The sequence below is a fragment of the Streptomyces poriticola genome (assembly GCF_036689765.1).
GTDB lineage: Bacteria > Actinomycetota > Actinomycetes > Streptomycetales > Streptomycetaceae > Streptomyces > Streptomyces poriticola.
Map to the genome: position 1 here is coordinate 1 of NZ_JBAGKH010000053.1, position 18,901 is coordinate 18,901.

The 18,901-nt window shown below is 71.8% G+C and carries 17 protein-coding genes and 2 pseudogenes; 9 read left to right on the forward strand and 10 right to left on the reverse strand.

The genetic code is table 11. The features are described from left to right. Positions 1 to 298: 298 nt before the first annotated feature. The 7 genes from pstB to V5O46_RS30840 form a co-directional block, all read right to left on the reverse strand. Positions 299 to 1,075, reverse strand: coding sequence for a phosphate ABC transporter ATP-binding protein PstB (gene pstB, locus V5O46_RS30810; RefSeq protein WP_332888034.1), 777 nt, complete (start codon positions 1,073 to 1,075; stop codon positions 299 to 301). Positions 1,076 to 1,125: 50 nt separating this feature from the next. Continuing rightward, positions 1,126 to 2,190 carry a phosphate ABC transporter permease PstA gene (gene pstA, locus V5O46_RS30815; RefSeq protein ID WP_332888035.1) on the reverse strand — a complete coding sequence of 355 codons (1,065 nt, stop codon included), beginning with the start codon at positions 2,188 to 2,190 and terminating at the stop codon, positions 1,126 to 1,128. Beyond that, positions 2,187 to 3,191 (reverse strand): phosphate ABC transporter permease subunit PstC, encoded by a 1,005-nt coding sequence (pstC, locus tag V5O46_RS30820; protein WP_332888036.1) that lies wholly within the window; start codon positions 3,189 to 3,191, stop codon positions 2,187 to 2,189. Before pstC ends, pstA begins: the two co-directional genes overlap by 4 nt. A 138-nt stretch (positions 3,192 to 3,329) precedes the next feature. Next, the gene (pstS, locus tag V5O46_RS30825) at positions 3,330 to 4,463 is read right to left on the reverse strand and encodes a phosphate ABC transporter substrate-binding protein PstS (RefSeq protein ID WP_332888037.1); all 1,134 of its coding nucleotides are present in this window, start codon (positions 4,461 to 4,463) and stop codon (positions 3,330 to 3,332) included. Positions 4,464 to 4,685: 222 nt separating this feature from the next. After that, the gene (locus V5O46_RS30830; protein WP_332888038.1) at positions 4,686 to 5,105 is read right to left on the reverse strand and encodes an NUDIX hydrolase; all 420 of its coding nucleotides are present in this window, start codon (positions 5,103 to 5,105) and stop codon (positions 4,686 to 4,688) included. A 282-nt stretch (positions 5,106 to 5,387) separates the two neighbouring features. After that, the gene (locus V5O46_RS30835) at positions 5,388 to 6,752 is read right to left on the reverse strand and encodes a CHAD domain-containing protein (protein ID WP_332888039.1); all 1,365 of its coding nucleotides are present in this window, start codon (positions 6,750 to 6,752) and stop codon (positions 5,388 to 5,390) included. Next, the gene (locus V5O46_RS30840) at positions 6,733 to 9,138 is read right to left on the reverse strand and encodes an RNA degradosome polyphosphate kinase (RefSeq protein ID WP_332888040.1); all 2,406 of its coding nucleotides are present in this window, start codon (positions 9,136 to 9,138) and stop codon (positions 6,733 to 6,735) included. The genes V5O46_RS30835 and V5O46_RS30840 overlap by 20 nt, the downstream gene beginning before the upstream one ends. 196 nt (positions 9,139 to 9,334) lie before the next feature. On the opposite strand from V5O46_RS30840, the gene V5O46_RS30845 reads away from it, so the two are divergent. The 4 genes from V5O46_RS30845 to V5O46_RS30860 are packed head-to-tail and all read left to right on the forward strand — an operon-like array spanning position 9,335 to position 13,090. Further along, positions 9,335 to 9,877, forward strand: a complete 543-nt coding sequence (locus tag V5O46_RS30845) for an RNA polymerase sigma factor (RefSeq protein ID WP_332888041.1) — start codon at positions 9,335 to 9,337, stop codon at positions 9,875 to 9,877. Beyond that, a complete protein-coding gene (locus V5O46_RS30850; RefSeq protein ID WP_332888042.1) occupies positions 9,874 to 10,722 on the forward strand; it encodes a zf-HC2 domain-containing protein in 849 nt (282 codons plus the stop codon). Before V5O46_RS30845 ends, V5O46_RS30850 begins: the two co-directional genes overlap by 4 nt. Next, positions 10,719 to 11,579 carry an ABC transporter ATP-binding protein gene (locus tag V5O46_RS30855; RefSeq protein WP_332888043.1) on the forward strand — a complete coding sequence of 287 codons (861 nt, stop codon included), beginning with the start codon at positions 10,719 to 10,721 and terminating at the stop codon, positions 11,577 to 11,579. Before V5O46_RS30850 ends, V5O46_RS30855 begins: the two co-directional genes overlap by 4 nt. After that, positions 11,576 to 13,090 carry an ABC transporter permease gene (locus V5O46_RS30860; RefSeq protein ID WP_332888044.1) on the forward strand — a complete coding sequence of 505 codons (1,515 nt, stop codon included), beginning with the start codon at positions 11,576 to 11,578 and terminating at the stop codon, positions 13,088 to 13,090. Before V5O46_RS30855 ends, V5O46_RS30860 begins: the two co-directional genes overlap by 4 nt. Before the next feature lie 413 nt (positions 13,091 to 13,503). Here the strand turns inward: V5O46_RS30860 and mshD are convergent, their stop codons facing one another. Continuing rightward, on the reverse strand, positions 13,504 to 14,430 hold the full coding sequence (gene mshD, locus V5O46_RS30865) for a mycothiol synthase (RefSeq protein WP_332888045.1): 927 nt from the start codon (positions 14,428 to 14,430) through the stop codon (positions 13,504 to 13,506). 187 nt (positions 14,431 to 14,617) lie between these two features. On the opposite strand from mshD, the gene V5O46_RS30870 reads away from it, so the two are divergent. Then, complete coding sequence (locus tag V5O46_RS30870) at positions 14,618 to 16,495, forward strand: bifunctional metallophosphatase/5'-nucleotidase (protein WP_332888046.1); 1,878 nt, start codon at positions 14,618 to 14,620, stop codon at positions 16,493 to 16,495. Between the two features lie 206 nt (positions 16,496 to 16,701). Here V5O46_RS30870 and V5O46_RS30875 read toward each other — a convergent pair whose 3' ends face one another. Further along, a complete protein-coding gene (locus tag V5O46_RS30875) occupies positions 16,702 to 16,881 on the reverse strand; it encodes a hypothetical protein (RefSeq protein ID WP_332888050.1) in 180 nt (59 codons plus the stop codon). A 221-nt stretch (positions 16,882 to 17,102) separates the two neighbouring features. On the opposite strand from V5O46_RS30875, the gene V5O46_RS30880 reads away from it, so the two are divergent. Continuing rightward, positions 17,103 to 17,315 carry an Imm49 family immunity protein gene (locus V5O46_RS30880; RefSeq protein ID WP_332888049.1) on the forward strand — a complete coding sequence of 71 codons (213 nt, stop codon included), beginning with the start codon at positions 17,103 to 17,105 and terminating at the stop codon, positions 17,313 to 17,315. Positions 17,316 to 17,448: 133 nt separating this feature from the next. Here the strand turns inward: V5O46_RS30880 and V5O46_RS30885 are convergent, their stop codons facing one another. Then, positions 17,449 to 17,853, reverse strand: coding sequence for a type II toxin-antitoxin system PemK/MazF family toxin (locus tag V5O46_RS30885; RefSeq protein ID WP_332888047.1), 405 nt, complete (start codon positions 17,851 to 17,853; stop codon positions 17,449 to 17,451). Between the two features lie 237 nt (positions 17,854 to 18,090). Here V5O46_RS30885 and V5O46_RS32045 point away from each other — a divergent pair. The 3 genes and pseudogenes from V5O46_RS32045 to V5O46_RS30895 form a co-directional block, all read left to right on the forward strand. Then, positions 18,091 to 18,225: pseudogene (locus V5O46_RS32045) on the forward strand (transposase); the annotation flags it as partial. Next, a pseudogene (locus V5O46_RS32050) lies at positions 18,185 to 18,469 on the forward strand (Imm49 family immunity protein); the annotation flags it as partial. The pseudogenes V5O46_RS32045 and V5O46_RS32050, both read left to right, overlap by 41 nt. Before the next feature lie 28 nt (positions 18,470 to 18,497). After that, positions 18,498 to 18,901 (forward strand): helix-turn-helix domain-containing protein (locus V5O46_RS30895; protein WP_332888048.1); only part of this gene is annotated, 404 nt, incomplete at its 3' end.

Sequence of the window (18,901 nt, forward strand, 5' to 3'; positions counted from 1 at the left end):
CCCCGACCACCCGCACAGGCCGCCGCAGGCACAACGCGCACCCCCGACCACCCGCACAGGCCGCCGCAGGCACCGCCCCCGCACGCCGCACCCGCCACGAACCGCCGGAGGGCACCCCGCACCCCCGACCACCCGCACAGGCCGCCGCAGGCACCCCACCCGCCACGACCGCCGGAGGCACCCCGCACCCCGCACCCTGGACGCGGACGGGCCCGCCCCCGGGAGCCAGGGGCGGGCCCGTTGCCCTCGCGGTGGCACCGCCATGCAGCACCGCGGGGGGATCAGGGAGTCGGCGGGATCAGCCGAAGCGGCCGGAGATGTAGTCCTCCGTCGCCTGTACCGACGGGTTGGAGAAGATCCGCTCCGTCTCGTCTATCTCGATCAGCTTGCCGGGCTGACCGACCGCCGCCAGGTTGAAGAACGCCGTACGGTCCGAGACACGCGCCGCCTGCTGCATGTTGTGCGTCACGATGACGATCGTGAAGCGCTCCTTCAGCTCGCCGATCAGGTCCTCGATGGCCAGCGTCGAGATCGGGTCCAGCGCCGAGCAGGGCTCGTCCATCAGCAGGACGTTGGGCTCCACCGCGATGGCGCGCGCGATGCAGAGCCGCTGCTGCTGGCCGCCGGACAGACCCGAGCCGGGCTTGTTCAGGCGGTCCTTCACCTCGTTCCAGAGGTTCGCGCCCCGCAGCGACTTCTCGACGATGTCGTCCAGCTGGGACTTCCTGTACTTGCCGTTGAGCTTCAGGCCCGCCGCCACGTTGTCGTACACCGACATCGTGGGGAAGGGGTTCGGCCGCTGGAAGACCATGCCGACCTCGCGCCGCACCGCCACCGGGTCGACCCCGGCGCCGTACAGGTTCTCGTCGTCGAGCATGACCTTGCCCTCGACGCGCCCGCCGGGCGTGACCTCGTGCATGCGGTTGAGCGTGCGCAGGAAGGTGGACTTGCCGCAGCCGGACGGGCCGATGAAGGCCGTCACGGAGCGGGGCTCCACGGTCATCGAGATGTCCTCGATGGCGAGGAAGGAGCCGTAGTAGGCGTTGAGGCCGCTGACATCAATGCGCTTGGCCATGTGAATCACTGCTTCTTTCGGGTCGCTGACGGTACTGACTTGTGGCCGCGTCAGCGACCGGTCTTCGGGGCCTTCCAGCGGGCGATGCCGCGGGCCACCAGGTTGAGGATCATGATGAACGCGATGAGCGTCAGAGCCGCCGCCCAGGCACGGTCGTAGGCCGCGCCGGAGCCACCGCTGTTGGCGTACTGAAGATAGATGTACATCGGCAGCGACGCCTGCGGGTCCTCGAACGGGTTGGCGTTGATGAAGTTCGTCACCCACACCAGCAGCAGCACGGGGGCCGTCTCACCGGTGATACGGGCGATCGCGAGCATCACACCCGTGGTGATACCGCCGATCGAGGTCGGCAGGACCACCTTCAGGATGGTGCGCCACTTCGGCACGCCCAGCGCGAGGGACGCCTCGCGCAGTTCGTTCGGGACGAGCTTGAGCATCTCCTCGGTGGAGCGGACCACCACCGGGATCATCAGGATCGTGAGGGCGAGGGAGCCGGCGAAGCCGGAGGGGCCCATGTTCATCATCAGGATCCAGACACTGAGGATGAACAGACCGGCGACGATCGACGGGATACCCGTCATGACGTCGACGAAGAAGGTGACCGCCTTGGCGAGCTTGCCGCGCCCGTACTCGACGAGGTAGATCGCGGTCATCACACCGACCGGCACGGACATCGCGGTGGCGAGACCGACCTGCTCCAGGGTGCCGAGGATGGCGTGGTAGATGCCGCCGCCGGGCTCGGTGTCGGCGACGACGCCCATCGAGTGGGTGAGGAAGTACCCGTCGAGGACCTTCACACCGCGCTTGAGGGTCTCCCAGACCAGGGAGGCGAGGGGGATGACGGCCACGATGAACGCGACCCAGACCAGGCTGGTCGCGGTGCGGTCCTTGGCCTGCCGGCTGCCCTCGACGCGGGCCGAGATGGCGTACGAGCCGATGACGAACAGCGCGGCGGCGATCAGCGCCCACTGGATGCTGCTGCCCAGGCCGGCCGCGGCGCTGATGCCGAGGCCCAGGGCGATGGAGCCCGCGGCGACCGCCCACGGGAACCACTTGGGCAGGGTGGCGCCGCGCAGTGCGCTGGGGCGCTTTTCGGTGAGGGATGCGTGGCTCATGCGTTGGCCCCCGAGTACTCCTTGCGGCGGGCGATGATCATGCGGGCCGCGCCGTTGACCAGCAGCGTGATGACGAAGAGCACCAGACCGGAGGCGATCAGCGCGTCCCGGCCCATCACGGTGGCCTCGTTGAACTTGCTGGCGATGTTCTGTGCGAACGTGCCGCCGCCCGGGTCGAGCAGGCTGGCGTTGATGTCGAAGCTCGGGGAGAGCACCATGGCGACGGCCATCGTCTCGCCGAGGGCGCGGCCGAGGCCGAGCATCGAGGCGGAGATGACGCCGGAGCGGCCGAAGGGCAGCACCGACATCCGGATGACCTCCCAGCGGGTGGCGCCGAGGGCCAGGGCCGCCTCCTCGTGCGTCTGCGGGACCTGGCGGAAGACCTCGCGGCTCACGTTGGTGATGATCGGCAGGATCATGATCGCGAGCAGGATGCCGACGGTGAACAGCGAGCGCGGGGCGCCGCCGTGCCACTCGAAGATGCCGGTCCAGCCGAGGTAGTCGTCCAGCCAGCCGTAGAGGCCGTCCAGGTGCGGTACGAGGACGAGTGCGCCCCACAGGCCGTACACGATGGACGGCACCGCGGCGAGCAGGTCGATGACGTAAGCGATGGGGCCGCCCAGCTTGCGCGGGGCGTAGTGGGTGATGAAGAGGGCGATGCCGACCGCGATCGGGACCGCGATGGCCATGGCGATGACCGACGAGACGATCGTGCCGAAGGCGAGCACCGCGATGCCGAACTCCGGCGGGCTGCCGCTCGGGTTCCAGTCGAAGCTGGTGAAGAAGTTCGCCTCGTTCTCGCCGAGTGCGAGCACGGTGCGGTAGGTCAGGAAGGCCGCGATCGCGGCCATGATCACCAGCACCAGGATGCCGGATCCGCGGGAGAGCCCGAGGAAGACCCGGTCGCCGGGGCGGGTGGCGCCGCGCGCGCCGCGCTTGCCCCTGCTCACGGGTGGCTGGGGTGTCTGGGGAGCTTTGGTGGTCTGTGTAGATATGTCCATCAGGTTCTCCGGTCTGCGGAGCCGTCGTCCTACGCGGCGGCTCGGGTGGAGCCGCCCGGGTTTGCGGGAGGCTCCTGGCGGCGGTGCACCGGACGGTGCGGACCGGCCCCCGGTGCCGGGGGCCGGTCCGCACTCAGGTCAGCTCAGGTTCGCGATGGTGTCGCGGACCTTGGTGATGATCTCCTCGGGCATCGGGGCGTAGCCCGCGTCGGCCAGCAGGGCCTGGCCGTCCTCGGAGGAGACGTAGTTGAGGAAGGACTTCATGGCGGGCAGGGACTCCGCCTTGTTGCCCTTGTCGCACACGATCTCGTAGGTGACCAGGACGATCGGGTAGGCACCCTCGGCGGACGGGGTGTAGTCCAGCTCCAGGGCGAGGTCCTTGCCCTGGCCGACGACCTTGGCGGCGCCGATGGCGGCGGTGGCGTTCTCGACGGTGGCCGCGACCGGCTCGGCGGCAGCGGTCTTGACGGACACGGTGCTCATGCCGTCCTTGGCGTAGGACAGCTCCATGTAGGAGATGGCGCCGGCGGTCTGCTTGACCTGCTGGGCGACACCGGAGGAGCCCTGCGCGGACTGGCCGCCCTCGGCCTCCCAGGACTTGCCCGGCTCGTACTTCCACTCGTCGGGCGCGGCGGCCTGGAGGTACGTGGTGAAGTTGTCGGTGGTGCCGGACTCGTCCGAGCGGTGGAAGGCCTGGATCTTCAGGTCGGGCAGCTCGGCGTCGGGGTTGAGCTTGGCGATCGCCGGGTCGTTCCAGTTCTTGATCTGGCTGTCGAAGATCTTGGCCATGGTCGGCGCGTCCAGGACGAGGTTGTCGACCCCCGGGACGTTGTAGCCGACCGCGATCGGGCCGCCGACCATCGGCAGGTCGATGCCCTGGCCGTCCTTGCAGACCTGCTTGGACTGCTCGATCTCCTCGGAGTCGAGCGCGGAGTCCGAGCCGGCGAACGCGGTCTGGCCCTGGAGGAACGCGGTGATGCCGGCGCCCGAACCCGTCGGGTTGTAGTTGACCTGCACGTCCTTGCACGCGGCGGAGTACTGCTTGACCCACGCGTCGATGGCGTTCTTCTGGGCGGAGGAGCCAGAGGCCTGCAGCTGGCCCTTGGCGTCGCCGCAGTCGATGTTGCCGGCCTGCGCGGTGGCGGAGGCGTCGCCGCTGCCGTTGCTGTTGCCGCCGGTGTCATCGGAGCCGCACGCCGTGAGGGCCAGGGCGCCGGAGACGGCGAGAGCACCGAGAGCGAGGGCCCGCCGGTTCTTGCGCTGAAGCTTCACTTGAGGGAGTTCCTTCCAGGAGCCGCCGACCTGATTCGGCGGCGTGCGAGGACAGGTTGATACGTGCGCGTTTCCGGGATGCGCCCGTATCGGGTAAGGCCGAAATTAGGCAGAACAGGTGAAGCCGCTTGTGGGCGTAAATGAACGGGAGGTGAACCCATAGGGACGGTGCGGTGAGGTCACGGAACGCTTACGTTGAGGACACGGGGGGATTCCGGGCGACTATGCCAGACGCAGGGCGGCGAGCAGGGCGTCAACAAGCGTCCGATCCCTCGGCTGGGTGAGACGGGCACGGGCGGCGACGGGTGTCAGCCACAGGATGCGGTCCACCTCGCGGCCGGGGACGAACGTGCCGGACACCGCCTCGGCCGCCCAGTAGCGGACCTGCTTGGGCCGGCCCGCCGCGAGATAGGACGACGTGGGCAGCTCAGCGCCCGGAACCGCGGTGTGGCCGGTCTCCTCGGCCACCTCGCGCAGGGCCCCGGCGAGGGGGGCCTCACCGCGCTTCAGCTTGCCCTTCGGGTGGGACCAGTCGTCGTATTTCGGCCGGTGGACCAGGCAGATCTCCGGCTCGCCGGGTACGGGGGAGCGGCGCCAGAGGACGCAGCCCGCGGCCTGCACGGGCTGCACTGCGGGCTGCACGCCGGGCGGGGTGGGTTGCGTCGGTTGCCCCGGCTGGGCGGGCTGGACCGGCTGGGCAGGGGTGTCGTTCCGTGGGTCCTCGGGAGTGGTCACCTCGGGGTCGTCCTCCTCGGGCCTTGGGGCCGGGCCGGGAGCCGGGAGCCGGCGGCTGCGGGCTTGCGGTCCGGGCCGGCTGCCTGGCCGGGGCCCGGCCCCAAGGCCCGGGTCGGGCCGGGGGCTTGGGTCGGGCCGGGGGCTTGGGTCGGGGCCCCTTGCGGGTCCGGGGCGCCCCTCCCGGGCCGGCTACGCCGTGCCGACCGTCTCCTTCTGCCAGCAGTTCTGGAACGCGTACCGCGCCGCCTCCACCTCATGCCGCTGGTCGGCGTGGAGCACACCGAGCGCGTACGCCGTCGCCGGGGCGATCCGGGGTGTACGGGCCGCCTGGGCCGCCGCCGCGGCGGCCTCGGAGGCGTCGCGGTGCCGGTTGAGCGCCTGGCCGGCGGAGAGCAGCCGGGCGTCGACCGGGGCGTCCTCGCCCAGCAGCACCTCGCGGGCGTAGCGGTGCAGGCGCAGCAGCAGGCGGACCTGGTGCCAGGGGGCGTCCTGCGGGTGCGGGGACGGATCCGGGGACAGGCCGTGGACCAGGGCCTCCGCGTTGTACGGGCTGCCCGCGGTGACCAGAGGGAGAGCGGCGACGGCGTCCGCGAGGCGGTCGGCCGCGGCGGCGGCCAAGGGGCGGAGGTCGGTGGAGGAGGGATGCTTCGCGGTGGGGGTGGTCGCCGTCCGGGGTGGCCGGCGGGTGGTGGGGGGCTTGGGGCCGGTGGCGGAGTTGGGGTCGGCGGGATGCTTCGGGGCGGCCGGGGGCCTGGAGTCGGTGGGCGACTGCGGGCCCGGGGGCGACTGCGGGCCGATGGGTGGTCTCGGGGCGGTCGGCCGTGCTGCCAGGGGGACCTCGCTCGCCAGGACCGCGACCTTGTCCGCCACCGCGTGGAAGCGGGAGGAGCCCAGGGCCTGGAGCGCCGTGGAGTGGGCCCGGGTGCGGGCCAGGGTGAGCTGGCGGTCGAGCAGGGCGCCCGCCTTGGCCGCGCCCACGGTGAGGTTGCCGCGTTCGGTGGGGCCGCCCCGGTCGGCGGCGGCCTGGCGCGGCGGGCGGGGCGCCGTGCCGGTGGTGCGGTCGGTGGTGCGGTCGGTGCCGGTGTCGGTATCGGTGCCGGGGTTCTCACCGGTGTCGCGGGTGGCGGTGCTGCCGGGGGCGGCGCCGGGGGCGGGCCTGCCCGAGGACTGCGACGGGAGCGCCGCGGCCGAGCCCGACAGCCGGTGCAGCGCCTGGAGCAGGCGCTCCAGACGGGACGCGTACGCGTGCTCCTGCGCCAGAGTGCCCGACACCCAGGCCAGCTCCGGACGCATGCTCTCCGCCCAGTCGGTGTCGAGCAGCGGCTGGAAGGTGTGCAGGCTGCCGCTGATCCTGCGGGCCGCGCGGCGCAGGGCCCGGGCCGCGTCCGCCGACCCCTCCGAGCCGTTCCCGCCGTGCGCGCCCGCGCCGGACTCCCGGTGCTGGCGCAGGGCGCGCAGGAACTCCGTGGCCTGGGCCTTCAGATACGCCTCGAGGGCGTCCGTGGAGACGGGACCGGCGGTGGGGTCCGTCGGTTCAAGGTGCTGCTGTGCCACGCCGGCGCCTCCGGGCGTCTATGAGCATCTCCTGAATGTTGCGCAGGGGCTGGCCGTCCGCGTCGGATGCGTGCCGGGTCCAGTCGCCGTCCGGGCCCAGGTGCCAGGACGCCGTGGTGTCGGACATGCCGGTCTCCAGCAGCCGGTTCAGGGCCGCGCGGTGGGCCGGGTCGGTGACCCGGACCAGGGCCTCGATACGGCGGTCGAGGTTGCGGTGCATCATGTCGGCGCTGCCGATCCACACCTCGGGTTCGCCGCCGTTGCCGAAGGCGAAGACGCGGGAGTGCTCGAGGAAACGGCCGAGGACGGAGCGGACCCGTATGTTCTCCGAGAGGTCCGGCACACCGGGGCGCAGCGCGCAGATGCCGCGCACCCAGACGTCCACCGGGACGCCCGCCTGCGAGGCGCGGTAGCAGGCGTCGATGACGGCCTCGTCGACCATCGAGTTGACCTTGATCCGGATGTAGGCCGGGCGGCCGGCCCGGTGGTGCTGGATCTCCTTGTGGATACGGGAGACCAGGCCGTCGCGCAGCGACTTCGGCGCGACGAGGAGCCGGCGGTAGGTCTCGCGGCGGGAGTAGCCGGAGAGGCGGTTGAACAGGTCGGAGAGGTCCGCGCCGACCTGCTGGTCCGCGGTGAGCAGACCGAGGTCCTCGTAGAGGCGGGCCGTCTTCGGGTGGTAGTTGCCGGTGCCGACGTGGCTGTAGCGGCGCAGGGTGTCGCCCTCCTGCCGGACGACCAGGGAGAGCTTGCAGTGTGTCTTCAGGCCGACCAGACCGTAGACGACGTGGCAGCCGGCCTCCTCCAGCTTGCGGGCCCACTTGATGTTGGCGTGCTCGTCGAAGCGGGCCTTGATCTCGACCAGCACGAGGACCTGCTTGCCGGCCTCGGCGGCGTCGATCAGCGCGTTGACTATCGGGGAGTCGCCGGAGGTGCGGTACAGCGTCTGCTTGATCGCCAGTACGTCCGGGTCGTCGGCCGCCTGCTCCAGGAAGGCCTGGATGGAGGTGGAGAAGCTGTCGTACGGGTGGTGCAGCAGGACGTCCCGGCTGCGCAGCGCGGCGAAGATGTCCGGCGGGGTGGCCGACTCGACCTCGGCGAGGTCGCGGTGGGTGCCGGCGACGAACTTGGGGTACTTCAGCTCGAGGCGGTCGATGCTGGCGATGCGGAAGAGGCCGGTGAGGTCGAGGGGGCCGGGCAGGGGGTAGACCTCGGCCTCGCTGATCTTCAGCTCGCGGACGAGGAGGTCCAGGACCTCGCGGTCGATGCTCTCCTCGACCTCCAGGCGGACGGGCGGGCCGAAGCGGCGCCGCATGAGCTCCTTCTCCAGGGCCTGGAGGAGGTTCTCGGCGTCGTCCTCCTCCACCTCGAGGTCCTCGTTGCGGGTGAGGCGGAAGGCGTGGTGCTCCAGCACCTCCATGCCCGGGAACAGCTCCTCCAGGTGGGCGGCGATCACGTCCTCGATGGGGACGTAGCGGCCCTGGGAGGCCTCCAGGAAGCGGGAGAGCAGCGGGGGGACCTTGACGCGGGCGAAGTGCTTGTGGCCGGTGACCGGGTTGCGGACGACGACCGCGAGGTTGAGGGAGAGGCCGGAGATGTAGGGGAAGGGGTGGGCCGGGTCGACGGCCAGGGGGGTGAGGACCGGGAAGATCTGGTGCCGGAAGAGGGTGAACAGGCGGGCCTGCTCCTTCTCGGCCAGCTCGTTCCAGCGGACCAGGTGGATGCCCTCCTCGGCGAGGGCCGGGGCGACGTCCTCGTGGAAGCAGGCGGCGTGCCGGGCCATCAGCTCGCGGGAGCGGGCCCAGATCATCTCCAGCACCTCGCGGGGCTGGAGGCCGGAGGCGGAGCGGGTGGCCACGCCGGTGGCGATGCGGCGCTTCAGGCCGGCGACGCGGACCATGAAGAACTCGTCGAGGTTGCTGGCGAAGATCGCGAGGAAGTTCGCGCGCTCGAGGAGGGGGGTGGCCGGGTCCTCGGCCAGTTCGAGGACGCGTTCGTTGAACGCGAGCCAGCTGCGCTCCCGGTCGAGGAAGCGGCCCTGGGGGAGGGCCGTGCCGTTGGCGTCCCCCAGGGCCTCCGGGGACTCCTCGTACGCGTCGAGATCGGCGTCGATGTCGGGTTCCAGGTCGGAGACGGTGGCCGCGACCGTGTGGGGGCGGTGCGCGGCGATGGAGCCCACGGAGGGCTGCGGGTGCTGCTGCGCCTGCCTCTGCGTCTGCGGGGCCTCGGCCTGGGTGTGCGACTGGCTCATGGACCCATTGTTCCGCGCCGCGAGCATCAGGGGCGCGTCGGAAAGTACGGACGGGAGCGCGCTGGCGTTGCGCGCCTCTCCGTTCTCCGGGCGGCGCTCCGGGGGAGGGGAGGGCTCTGGCACGACGGGCTTCATTCGGCGAGCGTCGCAAGCCTGGCTGAATCAACGGTTACAAGGACATGACGTGCGGGATAGCGGGGGGCGGCTCACGGGGTGCCTCCGTCGGTCCGGCGGCGGGTGCGCCGGGCGCAGGTCCCGCCGGGGTCTGGGATCGTGTGAGCCGTTCCGGAATCGTGTGAACCGTTCCGGAGGGGGCGTCCGATGAGGAGACGTGAGCGAAGCGAGAAGCGACGGCGAGCTGCTGCGCGCCGTCGCGGAAGACGGTGACCGGCGAGCGTTCGAGGAGCTGTACCGCCGGTACGCCCCATGGCTGAGGGCCCGGCTGCGCAGCCGGTGCGCCGACCCCGGGGTCGTGGACGACGTCGTACAGGAGACGTTCCTCGCGGTGTGGCGCGGCAGCGCCCGGTACCGGGAGGACGGGAACGTGGCCGGCTGGCTGTGGCGGATCGGGTCACGCCGGCTGATCGACGCACTGCGCGGCGACGGCGCCCGCGGCCGGCTGCGGCAGGCCCTGGCGCGGCTGCGGCACCGCGAGGAGGCCTCCGCGGAGGACCGGGTCCTCGCCGGCGTGGAGCACGGCGACCTCGCAGGGGCTCTGGTCCGGCTGTCACCCGAACTGCGCGCGGTGCTCCAGGCCACGGTGATCGACGGGCTGACCACCCGGGAGGCCGCCGTCCTGCTCGGTGTCCCGCCGGGCACGGTGAAGACGCGGGCGATGCGGGCCCGCAAGCAGTTGCGGGAGGCGCTGGCATGACCTGGCATGTTCCGGACGACGATCTGCGGGCGTACGGGCGGGGGGAGCTGGCCCCGCCGGCGCTGTGGTCCGCCGATGCACATCTGAGCGGGTGTGCACCGTGCCGGGAGGCGCTGGCCGCGGTCGGTGACCGTGGCGCGCTCGACGCCGGCTGGGAGCGGCTGGACGCCGAGCTGGACGCGCCCCGGCCGGGCCGGCTCGAGGGGCTGCTGGTGCGGCTCGGCGTCGCCGGCCACACCGCGCGGCTGCTCGCGGCGACGCCGGTGCTGCGCCGGTCATGGCTGGCCGCGGTCGCGGCCGTACTGGTGATGTCCGTGGCGGTCGCCCCGGCGGACGCCTCCGCGCCGACCCTCTTCCTCGCCCTTGCGCCGCTGCTGCCGCTGGCCGGCGTGGCCCTGTCGTACGGGCCCGCGCTGGATCCGACGTACGAGATGGCCGTGGTGGCGCCGATGCACGGCTTCCGGCTGCTGATGATCCGTACCGTCGCCGTGCTGGTCGCGGGCATCGGGCTGAACGGCCTGGCCACGCTGGCCCTCCCGGGGTACGGGATGCGGGCGCTGGGCTGGCTGCTGCCCGCGCTCGCCCTCACCGCGACCGGGCTGGCCCTGACGCCCCGGCTGGGGGCCCTTGTCGCGCCGTCCCTGGTGGGCGGTGCGTGGGCCGGGCTGCTGGCCGTCGCGGCCGCGGTGCGGGACGGGGGTGCGCTGGCGCCGTTCACCGGGGTCGGGCAGGCCGTCTGTGCGGGAGTGGCGGTGGCCGGTGCGGCGGTGGTGTTCGCTGCCCGGGAGCGCTTCGACACTTCTCCTTCTTTTGGTTTTCGGTCCTTCTCCGGGAGTGCTCTGTGATCACCAGCGTCTCTGCCGACGGGCTCGGCCTGCACTACGGCCGCACGCGCGCGCTCGACGACGTCTCCCTGCGGCTGAGCCCCGGCGTCACGGGGCTGCTCGGGCCCAACGGGGCCGGCAAGACCACCCTGCTGCGGGTACTGGCCACCGCCCTGCGCGCCGACCGGGGCGCGCTCACCGTGCTCGGGCACGATCCGGGCACGGCCCGCGGGCGGCAGGAGGCGCGGCGGCGGCTCGGGTATCTGCCGCAGACGCCGGGGTTCCATCCGGAGTTCACGGCATTCGAGTTCGTCGACTACGTCGCGATCCTGAAGGAGCTGACGGACCGGGGCGCGCGCCATCGCGAGGTGCGGCGGGTGCTGGAGGAGGTCGGGCTCGGCGAGGTGCGCGGGCGGCGGATCGGGAAACTGTCGGGCGGTATGCGGCAGCGGGTCGCACTGGCCGCCGCGCTCGTCGGTGACCCCGGGTTCCTCGTGCTGGACGAGCCCACCGTCGGCCTGGACCCCGAGCAGCGGATGCGGTTCCGCGAACTGATCGCGGGGACCGGCGAGGGGCGGACCGTGCTGCTGTCCACGCATCAGACGGAGGACGTGGCGATGCTGTGCCACCGGGTGCTGGTCCTGGCCCGCGGCGCGGTGCGGTTCGACGGCACGCCCGAGGAGCTGACCGCGCGGGCGGACGGCCGGGTGTGGAGCAGTACGGAACGCGATCCGGGGGCCAGGGCGGGGTGGCGTACCGGGACCGGGACCTTCCGTAACGTGGGTGACCCGCCGGACGGCGCCGAGCTCCTCGAACCCACCCTGGAGGACGGCTATCTCCTCGCTCTCGACGGTGCGGGTGCGGGGGTGGCCGCGTGAGTGCCGTGCTGCAGGCGGTTCCGGAGACGGACGGACAGCGGTCGGGGGCCCGGGCCGTGGTCGCGCTGGCCCGCTTCGAGTCGCGGCGGCTGCTGCGGAACGTGCTCGTCGTCGGCGCGTTCCTGGCGTACGCCGGCTGGGTCGTGTGGCGTGACCGGGGTGCCTGGGACGGGTATCCGGCGCTCCAGGACGCCGACCGGGCCACGCAGGCCGGGCCGATGCTCGTCGCGCTCGCCGTGCTGCTCGCCGCCAACCACGCCGCCCTGCGGCCCCGGCGGCACGGCACCGAGGCGCAGCTCTCCGTGCTCGTCCTGCCCGCCGCGTCCCGTACCGCCGCCCATGTGCTGTCCGTCGTACCGGTCGCGCTGCTCACCGCGGTGTGCGTGACCGGGCAGTTCGCCTGGGCGGCCCTCCGGCCGGGGGCGGTCGGCCACGGTTCGCCCGCCGAACTGGCGGTGGGGCCGCTGACGGTGCTGCTGCTGGGGGCGGTCGGGGTGCTGCTGGCCCGGGTGGTTCCGGCGCCGCTCGCGGCGCCGCTGCTGGCCGTGGGCCTGCTGTTCGTGTTCGGCTCCGGGGTGCTGTCGATCGGCGGGGCGAGGACGGAGTGGCTCGCTCCGGTCGTCTCCGAGTGGGGCGTACAGCCTCTGCCGTCCGAGCTGCTGGGGCGTCCCGCAGGCTGGCACGCGCTGTATCTGGCGGGTGTGGCGCTGTGCGCGGGGTTCCTGGCGGTGCTGGCGGCCGGTGGCCGCGGCCCGGCCGTCCGGGCGGGGGTGGCCGTGACGCTGGTGATGGGGCTGGTGGGGGCCGTCGCCCAGACGGTGGCCGTGCCGTCGGGGCTCGCCGCCGCCCGGGAGCGGGCCTCGGCCGCCCCGGAGGAGGTGCAGGAGTGCGTGGAGCGCGGGCGGCACACGTACTGTGCGTTCCCCGAGTGGGTGCCCAGGGCCGGTGCGTGGGCCGAGGTCGCGGACCGCGTCCAGTCCCTCGCCGGCGGGTCCGCGCACGAGCGGCCGCTGCTGGTACGGCAGCGGATCGAGGCCCGCTACGGCCTGGAGACGGACTCCGCGATCGCCCCGGCCGCGCGACCGGGCGAGGTGTCCGTGGGCACCGCCTGGGGCGGCAACCGGGTGCCGGAGTTCTCCACCGCCGTCGCCGCCACGCTGGTCGCGGGCAGTGAGGAGGCGGGCGGCGAGCTCTGCGACGGGCGGATGGTGACCGTCATGTGGCTCTCGCTGAGCTGGCAGGACGACCCCCTGGACGTGCTGCGCCGGGTCCGCCTCGACGACAGCGTCACCGGCTCCGCGATCGTCCTGTCGCACACCGAGCCGCTGCGTATGACGGAGGGCCAGACGGACGTCGTACGACGGCTCCTCGAACGGCCGGACGGCGGGCAGGTGGCGGCCCAGGTGCGTAGGCACTGGGGCGAGCTGACCTCCCCGACGGTGACGACCGCGCGGGCGGCCGAGCTGCTGGGGGTCCCCGGGCCGGGGAGCGCCGACTCATGCGAGGAGTGACGCGGGCGTACGGGCGGTGGCGTAGCCCTCTGGTGGCGGTGTGGCCCTGGGGGCCGTGGCGTGGCCCCGCCGGGAGTGAAGTGGTGTACCCGGAGGGGACCGGCCGTACCGGGGACCGGCCGTACCCGGCACGGCTGCACCCGGGACCGGTCGCACCGGGACCGGTCGCACCTCGTGGGAACTGAGCAGGTCGGGCGAAGTCCGCTGCGGTTCGGCAGCGCCCTGAAGGGGCGCGGAGAACTGAAGGGGCGCGGGGAACTGCGCGACCAGCCACGACGGCACCGCAGACGAGCGACGGCATGTCGCGGCACTTCCAGCGGAGTGCATGGCCGTACCGGGGACCGTTCGCATCGGGAGTCGACCGGCCGTACCGACGCAGCGGAGTGAGAGCGCGGGGGCGTGGGGCTCCGTCCTCACGTCTCCGTGCGGTACATCAGGTCCGTCTCGTGCGTCGTGAAGCCCAGCCGCTCGTAGACGGACACCGCCGCCTTGTTGTCGGCGTCGACGTACAGCATCGCCGTGGGCAGTCCCAGCCCCGCCAGGTGCCGCAGGCCGATGCCGGTGAGTGCCTTGCCGAGGCCGCCGCCCTGGACGTCCGGCCGGATACCGAGGACGTACACCTCCCCCAGCCCCTCGTCCGCGTGGACCTTGGTCCAGTGGAAACCGATCAGCTCCCCCGCCCGCTCGGCGAGGAAGAACCCCGCGGGGTCGAACCACGGTTCGGCCTTGCGGTCGTCGAGGTCCCGCCGGCTGAGGGAGCCCTGCTCGGGGTGGTGGGCGAACGCGGCGGCGTTCACGGCGAGCCAGGCCGCGTCGTCCTGCCCCGGCACGAACGTCCGTACGGTCACACCCTCCGGCAGCACCGGGTCGGGCAGCTCCATGCCGGCCAACGGACGCCTCATCTGCCGCAGTTCACGGAAGAGGGTGAGGCCCAGGACCTGCGCCAGATGGCGGGCGGAGGAATGGCCCCCGTGCGCCCACACGCGCAGCCGCTTGCCCGAGGCGGCGAGCAGCGCCGAGCCCAGCGCCCGCCCGTGCCCCTGACCGCGGTGCGAGGGGTGGACGACCAGCTCGGCGGCCGGCGGCTCCACCAGGTCGGTGTCCTCCAGCTGGGCGTAGCCGACGAGTTCGTCGCCGGCGGTGAGCAGCAGATGGGAGACGCCGTCGCGGGCGCCGCCGCGCAACTGCAGCCGACCCTGCTCGGACACGGCCGGCTGACCGTCGTACCGGGCTGCCTCGGCGAGGAGGGCGAGAACGGCCTCGGTCTGCTCCGCGGTGAGTTCGGCGTACGTCTCGATCGAGCGGGTGCGGCCGGGCCGTGCGAAGTCGTCGCTGGTCATGCGTACGAGGGTACGGTGCGCGCCGGGAAAAGTGGCGGCACCGGGAGGCGGGCGGAACCGGGGCCGACGGCCGGTGGAAATCAGGACGTAACCGGAACCCCCTGTTGCGCTACGCGCGTTGACTCTAGGCTGCGCCGTCGGGCCGACTTCTCGGCCCTCTGACTGACGCAGACCCACAGGGGGGCGCATGCCAGCCACAGAACAGCCGCACGATCCGCGCCGCAGACGCGGCAGCAGCAGCCCGGCGAGCCGCAGCAGCAGCCGCCGTCTCCGCGCGCTCGCCGCCGGGGTCGTCGCCGTCGGCGCGCTCGCCGCGGCCGCACTTCCGTCGACGGCCACGGCGAGCGCGGGCGAGAACCGCGACCGGGACCGGGACCACGGCGGCAAAGGCCACCACTGGCACTGGCCCGGCCGCTACCAGGACGTCCAGCTTCTCTCCTTCAACGACCTGCACGGCCACCTGGAGCCGCCCGCCGGCTCCTCCGGCCGGGTCACCGAGCTCCAGCACGACGGCACCACGCGGACGATCGACGCGGGCGGCGTGGAGTACCTGGCCACGCATCTGCGCGAGGCCCGCAAGGGCAACCGCTACTCCGTCACCGCCGCCGGTGGCGACATGGTCGGCGCCTCCCCGCTGCTGTCCGGCCTCTTCCACGACGAGCCGACCATCGAGGCGCTGAACAAGCTCGACCTGGACGTCACCAGCGTCGGCAACCACGAGTTCGACGAGGGCGCGACCGAGCTCGCCCGGCTGCAGCGGGGCGGCTGCCACCCGACGGACGGCTGCTACACCGACAAGCGGTTCAAGGGCGCCGACTTCCCGTACCTCGCCGCGAACGTCCTCGACGAGAAGACCGGCAGGCCGATCCTCAAGCCGTACTGGGTGTGGAAGAAGCACGGCGTAAAGGTCGGCTTCATCGGTGTGACGCTGGAGGCCACCCCGGACATCGTCTCCGCGGACGGCGTCAAGGGCCTGAAGTTCAAGGACGAGGTCGAGACGATCAACAAGTACGCCCGGGTGCTGCAGCGCCAGGGCGTGAAGTCGATCGTCGCCCTCATCCACGAGGGCGGCTTCCCGGCGTCGTCCGCCTACAACTACGACTGCGACTCCCCGGGCGCGGGCGACGGCATCTCCGGCCCGATCGCCGAGATCGCCGAGAACGTCACGCCGAAGGTGGACGCGCTGGTCACCGGCCACACCCACGCGGCGTACGTCTGCACCATCCCGGACCCGTCCGGCAAGCCCCGCATGGTCACCTCCGCCGCGTCCTACGGCCGTCTCTACACGGACACGACCCTGACGTACGACCGTTGGACCGGCGACATCGCCCGTACGGCCGTGCAGTCGGCGAACCACGTGGTGACCCGGGACGTCCCGAAGGCGCGGGACATGACCCGGCTGATCGACAAGTGGAACGCGCTGGCCGCCCCCATCGGCAACCGCCCCATCGGCCACATCTCCGCCGACATATCCCGCGACGGCACCGAGTCCCCGCTCGGTGACCTGATCGCCGACGCGCAGCTGGCCCACGCGCGCGAGCAGGACCCGAAGGCCGACCTGGCCCTGATGAACCCGGGCGGCATCCGAGCCCCGCTCACGTACACCGCCTCGGCCGGTGAGGGCGACGGTGTCGTGACGTACGCGGAGGGCTTCACCGTCCAGCCGTTCGCCAACACGGTGAACCTGCAGGACTTCACGGGCGCCCAGCTGATCCAGGTGCTCAAGGAGCAGGTGAGCGGCGCCAACGAGGCGGCGCCGAAGATCCTGCAGGTGTCCGAGGGCCTGACCTACACCCTGGACCTGACGAAGTCGGGCGCGGACCGCGTCGTCACCGACTCCGTCCGTCTCGACGGCGCGCCCATCGACCCGGCGGCCACCTACCGCGTCGCGACCAACAGCTTCCTCGCGGGCGGCGGCGACGGCTTCCCGACGCTGGGCGAGGGCGCGAACGAACTGGTCGGCGCGGAGGACCTGGCCGCGCTGGAGCAGTACCTGACGGCGAACTCGTCGGCGTCCGACCCGATCGAACCGCCGACGGCGGACCGGATCACGGTCGTCCAGTAACCGGTTCACGGTCGGTGCAGTAAGGGGACCGAGGTTCCCATATGGGCCCGGCACTCCCCATCGGGCCCGGCACTCCGCGGTTGCGGCGGTGCCGGGCCCTCGGCGCAGTCGGCGGTGCCGGGCCCTCGACGCGGGTGTCCCGCTCGCTCAGGGGGCGTCACCGTCCCGCCCACGCCGGTCGCCACGTTGTCCGCCACCTCCGGCGGTCATCCCGGCCTGCCCTCCCGGATGCGCGTCCCGCGGCTGACCGCGATGCGGAGCACGTCGCGCAGCGACTCCACGACCCGCCGCAGCGCAAACCTCAGCGCCCGCTCCCCGGCCCTGCTGTCCTCCAGCACCGCCTCGGCTCCGCCGAAGTTCAGGCGCGACAACGCGGACGAGGTCATGGTGCCGCTGAAAAGGGGAGTCAGCGAGCGCTTGAACGGCTTGAGACTTCGGACGTCTATCGTGCTGACGCGGTCGACGATGAAATGTGGGACAAACTCGCCACCGCTATCCGCGGCACGGATGATACGGTTCCTCGGTACGCCGACGCGGATACCATGCTCAAGCAGCCCTATCCTCCGATGGAGCTCTTCCAGCTCTGTAACCGGAGTAGAGCGGACGAATTCAACCAGTCCCTGCAAAAGCTCTTACTCGGCACAAGGATTACTGGGCTGGCGACGAGGCGCGTGCACTCAGTGGCGAGGCTCTCGTAGCTCTAGGACCGCTCGCTATAGCCTGCATGGCATTCGACAACGGATTCCCTGTGGAAGTCGAGTCTGAATATCTGCCTCGACATCTGCTGATCCGCTCATGGGTCGGAGAATTTGACACATGACCCCTGCTTCCCCCTTGGTACTCCAGCCGTAGATCGTGATCTCGATAGTGAAGGGCGCCGAGGCGACAGTCGGCCAGCGTCGATCATCTGGCCGAGACCGCCCAGCCGTCGCGGGCGTCGGCTCCTTCTCCCTCTACCCGAGTTCGCCGAGACGGAGGGCGTCCCTTGTCTCGCTGAGCTTCGCGGTCGTCGCCGGGGTCTGCTCCTGCGCTTGTTCGGCGAGTCGGAGGGCATCGTCAATCTCGCTGAGCTTCGCGGAGGACAGGACGGCCGCCCGCTCTATCAGGTCGTCCCGTGACACAGTGGTCAGCCACGTGCAAGGAGTGAAGCCTGGACGCGGGAACGCGAGCCGTAGCACGCCTTCGAACGGCAGTCCTTCACCGGCGCCCACCATCACTTCGATGCCCAGACCGCTGATGTCGACGCCCGCCGGAGCGACGACCTGCATCACCCGGATCCCGGACGCGTCGTCTCCCGACAGCAGTACGACCAACCTCCGCTCGTCGAACTGGACCCACCAGACTTCGCCACGTTGCACAAGTCCTCCAGACATAGGACGGCAGAAAGACGCTGCGCGACCCTGACGCGCTGTGGAGACGGGTGCGGCCACCGTTGATCATCGGCGTGTGAAGACTGAAGATCATGCGGTGGCCGCAGGTCACAGCGTAAACCCTGCCCGCTGGCAGGAGGCGTTCGAGGGCCTGATGAGCCAGATAGCGGGACGGTTCACGCGGGTCGAATCCCGCCGCCGGGCACGGAAGTTGGGACTCGGCCTGCAGGCGCCGCAGGCAGGATCGAGAACGCCCAGGTCGCCGTCTACCTGGTCTACGCCGGCCAACGCGGGCACGCCGCGGTAGACCGGGAACTCCATGTTCCGCGTTCCTGGACCTCCGACCCCGACCGCTGCCGACTGGGCTGTCATCGACCTCACCGACCCCCGGCCCGGGAGCAGGCAGTTGCTGATCCGCCGCAACCGCAGCACCGGCGACCGGGACGGCTTCTCCTCGGGCCTCGTCGAGGCATTGAAGCTGCACCAGGCGTACTGGACCCTGAATGAGGAACGGGCCGCGAGCATCGACGGCAGCATTGCCTTGGGCCCGCTGGCGATGGCCTGCTGGGCCTTTGACGGGCAGGTCGCCCCCGGAGTGGAGTCGGAGACCTCCCCAAGCAGGAGGGGATGCCGTGACGGAAGAAGCCGACGCGGAACGGGTCACCGGGCGGGACGTGCTCGGGCGGACCCTGCGCTTCCTGCGCGAGCGGTCGGGCAAGTCGCTGGCCCAGCTGGCCGACGAGACCGGCTACGACAAGAGCTATCTGAGCCGCCTGGAGTCGGGCGAGCGGTTGTCCAAGGTGACGGTCATGGAGGACCTGGACAGCTACCACGGGTGCGGGGATCTGCTGGTCAGCCATTGGCGGATCGCGCGGATCGATGCGTTCAAGGACAAGTACAAGGAGTTCATGAGGCTGGAGTCGACGGCGCGGATCATGCACAAGTACGGGCCGATGTGCAACGTCCGGGTCGTGCGGTGCGGGTCCGGTGCACCCTTGGGATTCTGGCGTGCGCTGTGCTGCGAGGTGTTCTGGTT

Bases quoted from the DNA above. Each gene is read 5' to 3' on its own strand.
- V5O46_RS30850 (WP_332888042.1), top strand. From the start codon at position 9,874: ATGACCTGGCATGTTCCGGACGACGATCTGCGGGCGTACGGGCGGGGG.
- pstC (WP_332888036.1), bottom strand. From the start codon at position 3,191: ATGGACATATCTACACAGACCACCAAAGCTCCCCAGACACCCCAGCCA.
- pstB (WP_332888034.1), bottom strand. From the start codon at position 1,075: ATGGCCAAGCGCATTGATGTCAGCGGCCTCAACGCCTACTACGGCTCC.
- mshD (WP_332888045.1), bottom strand. From the start codon at position 14,430: ATGACCAGCGACGACTTCGCACGGCCCGGCCGCACCCGCTCGATCGAG.
- V5O46_RS30875 (WP_332888050.1), bottom strand. From the start codon at position 16,881: ATGACCTCGTCCGCGTTGTCGCGCCTGAACTTCGGCGGAGCCGAGGCG.
- V5O46_RS30840 (WP_332888040.1), bottom strand. From the start codon at position 9,138: ATGAAGCCCGTCGTGCCAGAGCCCTCCCCTCCCCCGGAGCGCCGCCCG.
- V5O46_RS30870 (WP_332888046.1), top strand. From the start codon at position 14,618: ATGCCAGCCACAGAACAGCCGCACGATCCGCGCCGCAGACGCGGCAGC.
- pstA (WP_332888035.1), bottom strand. From the start codon at position 2,190: ATGAGCCACGCATCCCTCACCGAAAAGCGCCCCAGCGCACTGCGCGGC.